An 8,811-nucleotide genomic window follows, 5' to 3' on the forward strand; every position below is an offset into this window, starting at 1 on the left:
GGCCGAGGTCGTCGGGCGGCTGCTGCCCGCGTGAGTGCTTGCTCTCGGTGAGCTGTAACACCTCTCGGCCACCAGAAGATTTCACGCACGAGTTTCCTGGAAAAACAGTGGCGCGGGCGGAGTGAGGCGGGCAGGGTGGACAGTGCGCAGGAGTGGAGTTTCGACGTCCCCACAACGGGAACCAAGCATCTTCCGCCCGACCCGCGGTATATGGAGGCCCTGAGCAGCCAGGGCTACGGCTTCGAAGCCGCGATCGCCGACCTCGTCGACAACTCGATCGACGCAGGCGCCAAGGACGTTGTGATCCACTTTCTGCGCGATGGCGACAATCTGGTGAGCCTGCTGGTCATCGACGACGGACAAGGCATGTCCGAGGATGAGCTCGATATCGCCATGACGGTGGGCGGCCGTCGCGATTACCAGCCCGGTGCGCTCGGCATGTTCGGCACCGGTCTCAAGTCGGCCTCGCTGAGTCATGCCGGGGCGGTGACGGTCGTCAGCCGCACCAAAACGACGCGTCCCGTCGGACGACGCTGGGTGATGGAACACGCGTTGGCCGGTTTCCAATGCGATATCGTCGCGCCCGAGTACGCGATGTCGTTGATCGATCGCTACCACCAGTGTCCGATCCGATGGAACGGCACCGTTATCCGGTGGGATGGGGTGAAGAATTTCCCGACCCGCGGTGGGGGCGGCCAGACCGACCGCTATCTGCACCGGACCATCAACAAGCTGGGACTGCACCTCGGCCTGCAACTGCATCGATTTCTCGCGCGGCCCGATTTCAACATCACGATCGCCGTCGAGGACATCCGCACCGGCGCGATCTACATGAATTTCGGTGTGCAGCCGTTGGATCCATTCGGATATCCGGTCACCGGCCACGCCGACTATCCGCGCAAGTTCGTCGCCGAAGTCCCTTCGCTGGGCCCGGTGTTCCTGACCGCTCATATCTGGCCGCCCAAATCGAATGTCGACCAGTACCGGGCGGTTGGCAGCGTCATCGACCGTCAGGGCTTCTACTTCTACCGCCACGGCCGGGTCGTTCAAGCAGGCGGCTGGAACAATTTTCGCCAGCCCGAACAGCATCTGTCGCTCGCTCGCGTTGCCATCGACGTGCCCGATCAGCCGGGCGACGTGTTCCGGCTCAGTGTCAAAAAAGAGGGCGTGGAGTCTTCACCGGAATTCCTCACCGCTCTGGAAACCGCCGCCGACGCCAACGGCAATCTCTTCGCCGACTATCTCGCCGAGGCCCAACAGACCTACCGGGAGGCGCGGAAACGGGCGGGCGCGACGCGTAAAGCGGTCATTCCACCCGGCCGCGGGTTCGGGCCCGAAGTACGCGAGACGATCGAAGAGGAGTTGCCGCTCATCCCGGGCGAGGAGCCGATTTCGATCCTGTGGCAGAAGCTCGCGGGTGACGAATTCTTCGACATCGACCGCGAGAACCGGGTCATCGCGCTGAACCGCCGCTATCGCCCCGCGATCCTCGGCGGCAGAGCAGGCAGCTTGAACGACGCTCCGACTATGAAGGCCTTGCTGTACCTGCTGGTGCACGAGGTTTTCCAGAAGGAGTACAGCGGCCGACGGATCAAGGACAACCTGCAACTGTGGCAGACGGTGCTGGTCGCGGCCGCGCGGGCCGAGCTAGCGGATATGTCGGACGCGGGAGGACAGCAATGACCAGCGATCCCGCCCTCCGCATCGAGTTGCACACCGCCGTGCTGGCCGATATGGCCGGCAGCCGGCCGAAGCGACTGGCGCGTGCCATGGCGTACCAGGTCGAGGACCTCCCCGACGTTGCCGAGCCGTTCGCCGACGAGACCGACTTCCGTGAGACCCTGCTGAACGCGCAGCCCGGCGATCCGATCGTCGACATGTGGCGCAAACAGCTGACGCAGTGGGATTTCGCTGTGGCACCCGCGTGGTCGTCGGCCGCGGCACGAACCGATGAACGCCGCGCCGACATCTACCGACTGCTGGCCATCGACACCTCCACCGCCAAACTGCTGGAAGCGCTGATCCCTGTCTCGAAGGCCGAACTTCCAGTGGTGATCAGCAAGGAATTCGTACCCTGGTACGACTCCGTGGGCCAACGTGGTCGCCCGTGGTACTGGCCCGCCTACCGTCAGCTGCTCCGGACCAAGGGCTGGTCGGACGAAGCGATCGAAGACCTCAATGTCGCCACCGACAACGTCGTCGAACGGCTCGCTGATCCCGCGAGCGCCGTGGCGTATCAGTCCAAGGGTCTGGTCGTCGGCTACGTCCAGTCGGGTAAGACCGCCAACTTCACCGGCGTCATAGCCAAGGCCGTCGATGCGGGTTACCGCCTGATCATCGTGCTCGGCGGCACCTTGAACCTCTTACGGGCCCAGACGCAGCGCCGGCTGGACATGGAATTGGTGGGCCGGGAGAACATCCTGCGCGGAGCCAGTGAATTCGATTCCGATTACGCCGACGACCCGGATTGGGCACGCGGTCGTTTCGTGGAGTTCGGCGGCTTGCCGTCGGCACTCGGCGCCTTCGATATCGTGCGCATGACAACGCGGGACAACGACTACAACAGCCTGCTGCAAGGCATCGTGGCACTCGAGTTCGAGAAGCAAGAGCCGGCGCTTCCGCTCTACGACGAGCGCAACCTGTACCGTTCCTCGGCTCGACTTATGGTCGTCAAGAAGAACAAGACCGTGCTGTCCAAGCTCGTCAAGGACCTGAACAAGATCAAGACTCCGCTGTCGGAGATCCCGGTCCTGATCATCGACGACGAATCCGACGAGGCCTCGGTCAACACCTCCCGCCCCAAACCCGATGCCGAGCGCACCGCGATCAACCAGAAGATCTCCGAACTGCTCACCATGCTGCCCAGGGCGCAGTACGTCGGCTACACGGCAACCCCGTACGCGAACGTCTTCATCGATCCGAGCGATACCACCGACATCTTCCCCAAGGACTTCATCATCTCGCTCCCGCGCCCCGCGGGCTATATGGGAGCCAGCGATTTCCACGACCTCGACTCTGATATCCCGGAGGACGAGCGCACCGTCGCCAACTCCAACGAACTCGCCCACGTGCGTGATGTCGTCGTCGCCGACGATGACGACATCGCCTGCCTACAACAGGCCATGGACATGTTCGTCCTGACCGCAGCGATGAAACTCTTCCGCACCGAGGTCGACGGGATGGGCGAGGAGAAATTCAAACATCACACCATGCTCATCCACGAGGCGAACTGGGTGGACAGCCACCGGGAACTGCTGGCCCGCGCCACCAAACTGTGGTGGAACGCAGGCTATCTCGGCGAAGCCGGCCACCGCCGTCTCCGCGCCCTGTTCGACACCGACCTGGCACCGGTCTCCGCCGCCCGCGCGGGCAACTACTCGGTACCGCAGTCCTACGACGAGCTCATGCCCTATATCGGCCCCGCCGTCATGGAGATCGGCCAGGACAACAAGCCGATCATCGTCGTCAACGGCGACAAGGACATCGAAACCGGCGAAGCCGACTTCGACAAACGCCGCATCTGGAAAATCCTCATCGGCGGCCAGAAACTCTCCCGCGGCTTCACCGTCGAGGGCCTGACCATCTCCTACTTCCGCCGCCGCGCCGCCAACGTCTCCGCACTGATGCAGATGGGGCGCTGGTTCGGATTCCGCGAGGGTTACCGGGATCTGGTGCGGTTGTATATCGGGCGGGATGAGCAGGGGAGTGGGGCGAACGGCATCGATCTGTATCGAGCGTTCGAGGCGGTCTGTATGGACGAAGACGCCTTCCGTGCCGAGCTCGTGCAATACGCGAAGCCGGTCGATGGTTCGCCGCAACTCACGCCTGCCAAGGTGCCGCCGCTGGTTTCGCAGCACCTTCCGCTGCTCAGGCCGACGAGCCCGAACAAGATGTACAACGCCCAGTTGATCGAGATCCGGTCGCCGGGGCGATGGCGGGAACCGTTCGCCTATCCGACGTCATCGGCCGATCTGCGGCACAACACAGCACTCTGGGAGCCGGTGTTCGGGCGGCTTTCCGCCTCGACGACAGATTTCGCCTACCACTTCGCAGACCGAGGCCGAGTGCATCGGCTTTCTGCCCTGACCGGCCTGCTTACCGCCGACGAGTTCTTGGCTATCGTCGAAAGCAATCGGTGGCGCGCGCCGGCACAATTCGCGCCGCATCTCGAGTACCTGCGCAGCATCTCGACCGGCCCGACGCGACAGGTCGACGAGTGGGTGGTGCTGGCACCGCAGCGTCCGCAGCGCGACAAGGAAATCCGGGTCGGTTCGCGCCTGTTCACGCGGTGGGAGCGGGTTCGTCGCCGCGACCCGCTCTTCGGCGCCATCAGTACGAACCGTCACCGGTCGATCGCGATCCGCATCGCGGGTGGCCTCCCATCGTGCGGCGATCCCGCGACCGAGGGACTGGTGCGACCACGACGGGGTGCGGTGATGGTGCACCCGGTCGTCGAACCACGGCACCGCGGCGATATCACGGCGGACCTGCAGATCGATCCCGGGAAGCTGGTGATGGCGTTCGGGTTCGTCGCACCTGCCTCGGCGACAGGTCGAGACGGGCATGTCATCCGGTTCACGGCCGTGGACTCCGGTGACGATTCGGCCATCGTGGAGGTCGGCGACGGAGCCGACGGCTAGAGCCGTGCTCGTCGGCGGGCCGCTTCGGCAGGGATGCGGCCGAGTATCAGCGGTCAGCCGCGAATTCCTTCTGCGTGATCATCGTTTTGGGCACCGTGATGTCTGCAGTGGAGCGCGGCAGGGCGATATCGATGTCCCGTCCGAGGGCGCCTCCCGCATTCTTGAACTCCTCGAAGCGCAGCTCCAACCCTTGTCTGGACGGACGGTAGTGCTCGGATATCGGGGGCTGGAGCTCGACCTGGTGAAGGTTCTGTAAGCCGTGCTCGAGAATCGGTCCTTCATTCGTGGCCGACAAGATCTCCGGACCGACATGAATTTTCATATCGGGGGACACGCCGATGAGGTTGTGATCGTAGGCAGCGTGGTGGATACGGCACAGGCTCAGACCGTTCGAGATATCTGCGGTTCCATGCTCATGCGCGTCCGGAATGATATGTGCGGCCTCCAGCAGCTGCGGTCTGCCGAGCCGGCACATCGCGCAGCGGTTCGCGTACGCGATCAACACCTGGCTACGGAACTGGGGTTGGTGCAGGCGCTTGTTGGTGACCTCTTGGGCGTACTCGCGTTCGACGGGTGTGAGATCTCGCGGGTTGCTGACCCCGCGCAGTGATTCGTCCAGGGCGATGGTGATCCGTCGGTTCACCGGGTCGTCGTGGATGGTGTAGACCGGAAACACCGGAACATATCGGATGATCTTTCCTACGTTGACCCAACGGAGCAGGATGAATGGAAGCTCGGTTTCCGCAGTCTTGCGTAGCTTGACGTTGTCGCCCTTGTCGATGTCGTCGGCCCGGTAGTCATAGCTGAACAGCGAGTTGCCGACCTCGGCATCGGCGTACGGGCTGTCAGGCTTGGACAGCACGGACAGGGTCGCCGCGAAATCCGCTGGATTGCGGATTCCCCGATTGCGATCGATCAGCGGGAGTCGGGCTCCTCTGATCGAAAACTCAGCCAAATCGGAACGCGAAACGAAGCCACCCCTTGCGTCGACCAGCTCCCTTAATGCCTCGAATATCTCCAGCCGCAGCGCGTGCTCCTGATCCAGCCTCACATGCACAGTGTGCCATGGGATTACGGCTCGAGGTCATACGCCAAACACATTCGAATGACATGAGAGTCGGCGTGATTTCGTATTGCGGGCACCGCCCGTGCCGCTAGCCTGGAACACATGGACCTCGGGGAGCGGCTCCAGCGTATCCGGAAGCGGTGTGGGCTCACCCAGCGTGAGCTGGCGGAATCCGCTGAGGTGTCGTTGTCGCTTGTCCGGAAGGTCGAGCAAGGGGAGCGCGACGATGTTCGGATCGATACGCTGCGTCGGCTGGCGGTTGCGCTCGGCTGCCCATTGACGGCGCTGCTCGGGACCGCTCCCGATAGCCCGGAGAGCGTCGGCGCCGATGCGCGGTGGGGACCGACGCGGGCGGCGCTGCGGTTACCGGCAGCGGATGTGGCCGTGTCGGTACCTGGGTTAGAGGCCGTGCTCGCGCATGCCACGCGTCTGTATCACGACAACGAGTACGAACAGCTCGCCCGCATCCTGCCGCGTTTGATACAGGATGGGGACGGTGCTCCACCGCTGCTGCGATCGCGAGTGCACCAACTCGCCGGGTCGGTTCTGGTCCAAACGCGCCAGCTGGAAACTGCGCGACTTGCCTTGGAGTCCGCGGTGACGGACGCGGAGTCCACCGGCAACGTGCTGGATGCGGCGTCGGCTGTCGTCACGCTGTGCTGGTTGCTGATCGTGGAACGGCGGTTCGATCAGGTGCGTCGACTCTCCACGGAGTGGGCGGACCGGATCGAGCCGCGGTTGTCGGCGGCCACGACGCGTGAAATATCCACTTGGGGCTGGCTGCTGTTGCGTGGTTCGGCGGCAGCTGTCCGCGACAATCGGCCGGACGAGGCCGAGGACATGATGCGGCTGGCTGCCGCGGGAGCGGTCGCGATCCGGCCCGAACGCAGCCCATACCACCAGTACTGGACTACCTTCGACCCAGCAACGGGTGGCGATGAAGCGGGTCGAGAACGCCGTGATCGATGACCGGCCGGACTTCGCGCTGCGCCTCGCCCGCGACATACCCCGCGATCTGCGCCCGACCTCGGACAACCGCAACCGCCACCTGCTCGACATCGCCGCGGCACACGCGGATTTGCGCCGCTACGACCGGGCGGTCGACGTGCTGGCGAAGCTGTCGGATGAAGCACGGCCGTGGTTCGTCGAACAGCGGTTGGCGCGAGAAATCTTGAGCCGCATCATCGCCAAGCGGCGCACGCTCACCCCCCAGATGCGCGAACTCGCCGGAGTGATCAGGCTCGAATACTGACGTGGTACTTCTCGCGGTACGTGCTGAAAGTGCCATAGCCACGAGCTCTTTCCCTCAACAAGGCTGTTGACCGGCCCCGCTGTCGGGACGCAGCCGGATACCCGGTCTCCTCGGCGGCAGGTGCATACCAATCGTCGACGGATGGGGTGGTGCGAAGTGATGCCGGTAGCGCTGGGGTGGATCGACTACGACCGCAGCAGGGCGCCCGGATGGGATGCCGCACAGATGCGTCGCTTGGCCAGGCGGCTGGGCTATCGGCTGGTGTGGCCGGGGCCGATGTCGGTGCTCCCGTTGGGCGATCAGGTGCGCGATGCTGGGGCAGATGCCGTATTTCTGCCCGCGCCCGATCATGTCGGCGTGCTCGAACTCGACGGTCTCATGCACGTCGTCGATGTGGAAACGGTATGCCCACGTTTGTCATTCGCACGCTGGTCGATCACCGGGACTCAGTCGTGAGCGGCTGGGTACTTCCCGCCGGGTACACCATCGTTGTGGGGCTCCCGATACTTGTGATAGTCGCTGCGATCTGGTGGCCGCACGACCGGAGTTGAGGTGACCCGGGCGCTACCGCAATCCCCGGCTCGGGAGGGGTATCCAGGCGTCCACGTTAGCGCTCACTCAACTCCGCAACGATCGGCGCGAACAGCTCGGCGAAGTCGGCGCCGATGACGAAATATGAGAACCCGATTTCTTCTCGGCGTCGCTGGATCTCATCTTTGGCCGCTACCGGATCGTTCGGTAGGACCGTCAGCGCGTCTGCTGCGCGGAGGGCTGCGGGGTCGGTGGATGGGTGGGCCATGTGGGGTGCGACGGTGTCGCCGATGACCGGGACGTGGAGGGCCAGCTCGATGTCCCGGGTGGTGCGGAAGTCCCGTGCTATGCGGGCGACTTCGCTGCGAGGCTGGTCGCCGAGTGTGAAGGTGACGATGTCGGCGACCTCGGCGGCGAGCGTCTGTGCCTTCGGGCCGTATACCGCCATCGCCACGGGGGTGTGATGGTCGCGTCCGTCGAGATCTCGCAGTGTGTCGACTGTTTTTCGGATTTCGCTCAGTCGCTCGGTGGGTGGCGTGGCGTGTACGCCTTTGTCGCGGAGTTCGTCCTCGATCCCGGGCCTGCCGGTGCCGATGCCCATCTCGAAGCGGCCGTCGGTCAGCAGGGTCAGTGAATGCGCTTCCCAGGCGGTCAGCCACGCGGGGCGCAGCGGGGACGCGTACACCCAGGTGCCGACGCGCAGGTCGGTCAGGGCGGCGGCGGTGGCGAGCATGGGGCCGGGCGCCGGTTGGGTCTGTGGGAAGTCGGGCACCAGTAGCGTCGAGTATCCGTAGTCGGCGATGCGGCGGACTCGATCTCGCCAGGTGGGCGGATCAGTTCTGAGCGGGGCGACGACTCCGAATCGAAACGGCCTTGCCATGCCTTGCTCCCATCTGTCGGCTCTTCACCGGTAGGGACGACTCACGCGCCCGAAACTCATCGGTGCAGACGACTCGCGGGAACGTTCTCAGGCCGGAGCTTCACTCTGCGCAACGGGAAACCGGTACCCCAGCAGCTCCTCGGAAATCTCCCAAATCCTCTGTGCCTGGTCCGCACTACGTAGCCGCGAGTACAGCTTCTGTTCCGCGGGTGCTTCGGAAAGGTGGCGGAATCCGTTGGGCCCGTAGAGGTGGGCGCCGCGAGCTTCGGGGGAGGTGGCGGCGTAGAGGGCGGGGAGTAGGGCTGTTTCGACTCGTCCGAAGACGATTCCGCGAGACGAGAGCGCGCGGATCAGGCGGACGAGGGTGGTGTCGCGGGTGCGGCCGAGTTCGGGGCGGGCGGCCAGGAGGTTGGTGGGGGTGGTGCCGAATTGGAGCTCGAAC

Annotated in this window: 7 protein-coding genes and 1 pseudogene; 5 read left to right on the forward strand and 3 right to left on the reverse strand. The window is 64.4% G+C overall.

The genetic code is table 11. The annotated features are described in order from the left end of the window. Positions 1 to 135 precede the first annotated feature (135 nt). Together GV790_RS28410 and GV790_RS28415 are read left to right on the forward strand one after the other, a co-directional pair. The gene (locus tag GV790_RS28410; RefSeq protein ID WP_280211081.1) at positions 136 to 1,683 is read left to right on the forward strand and encodes an ATP-binding protein; all 1,548 of its coding nucleotides are present in this window, start codon (positions 136 to 138) and stop codon (positions 1,681 to 1,683) included. Then, the gene (locus tag GV790_RS28415; protein WP_163817847.1) at positions 1,680 to 4,640 is read left to right on the forward strand and encodes a Z1 domain-containing protein; all 2,961 of its coding nucleotides are present in this window, start codon (positions 1,680 to 1,682) and stop codon (positions 4,638 to 4,640) included. The genes GV790_RS28410 and GV790_RS28415 overlap by 4 nt, the downstream gene beginning before the upstream one ends. 46 nt (positions 4,641 to 4,686) lie before the next feature. On the opposite strand, the gene GV790_RS28420 is transcribed toward GV790_RS28415, so the two are convergent. Then, on the reverse strand, positions 4,687 to 5,691 hold the full coding sequence (locus GV790_RS28420) for an HNH endonuclease (protein WP_163817849.1): 1,005 nt from the start codon (positions 5,689 to 5,691) through the stop codon (positions 4,687 to 4,689). A gap of 117 nt (positions 5,692 to 5,808) precedes the next feature. Between GV790_RS28420 and GV790_RS28425 the strand changes: the two genes are divergently transcribed. The 3 genes from GV790_RS28425 (at position 5,809) to GV790_RS28435 (ending at position 7,414) form a co-directional block, all read left to right on the forward strand. Next, entirely contained in the window at positions 5,809 to 6,675 is an 867-nt protein-coding gene (locus GV790_RS28425; protein ID WP_163817851.1) for a helix-turn-helix domain-containing protein, read from the forward strand. Beyond that, positions 6,644 to 6,958, forward strand: coding sequence for a hypothetical protein (locus GV790_RS28430; RefSeq protein WP_163817853.1), 315 nt, complete (start codon positions 6,644 to 6,646; stop codon positions 6,956 to 6,958). Before GV790_RS28425 ends, GV790_RS28430 begins: the two co-directional genes overlap by 32 nt. 159 nt (positions 6,959 to 7,117) lie before the next feature. Further along, the gene (locus tag GV790_RS28435; protein WP_163817856.1) at positions 7,118 to 7,414 is read left to right on the forward strand and encodes a hypothetical protein; all 297 of its coding nucleotides are present in this window, start codon (positions 7,118 to 7,120) and stop codon (positions 7,412 to 7,414) included. A gap of 151 nt (positions 7,415 to 7,565) precedes the next feature. Here GV790_RS28435 and GV790_RS28440 read toward each other — a convergent pair whose 3' ends face one another. Together GV790_RS28440 and GV790_RS28445 are read right to left on the reverse strand one after the other, a co-directional pair. Further along, positions 7,566 to 8,369 (reverse strand): LLM class flavin-dependent oxidoreductase, encoded by an 804-nt coding sequence (locus GV790_RS28440; RefSeq protein WP_163817858.1) that lies wholly within the window; start codon positions 8,367 to 8,369, stop codon positions 7,566 to 7,568. A gap of 87 nt (positions 8,370 to 8,456) precedes the next feature. Then, positions 8,457 to 8,811: pseudogene (locus GV790_RS28445) on the reverse strand (short chain dehydrogenase); the annotation flags it as partial.

This window comes from Nocardia cyriacigeorgica, assembly GCF_010858045.1.
Classification (GTDB): Bacteria; Actinomycetota; Actinomycetes; order Mycobacteriales; family Mycobacteriaceae; genus Nocardia; species Nocardia cyriacigeorgica_E.

What these genes read in the sequence shown, in the direction of transcription:
- GV790_RS28415 (WP_163817847.1), top strand. Translation starts at nt 1,680, where the DNA reads ATGACCAGCGATCCCGCCCTCCGCATCGAGTTGCACACCGCCGTGCTG.
- GV790_RS28425 (WP_163817851.1), top strand. Translation starts at nt 5,809, where the DNA reads ATGGACCTCGGGGAGCGGCTCCAGCGTATCCGGAAGCGGTGTGGGCTC.
- GV790_RS28430 (WP_163817853.1), top strand. Translation starts at nt 6,644, where the DNA reads ATGAAGCGGGTCGAGAACGCCGTGATCGATGACCGGCCGGACTTCGCG.
- GV790_RS28435 (WP_163817856.1), top strand. Translation starts at nt 7,118, where the DNA reads ATGCCGGTAGCGCTGGGGTGGATCGACTACGACCGCAGCAGGGCGCCC.
- GV790_RS28440 (WP_163817858.1), bottom strand. Translation starts at nt 8,369, where the DNA reads ATGGCAAGGCCGTTTCGATTCGGAGTCGTCGCCCCGCTCAGAACTGAT.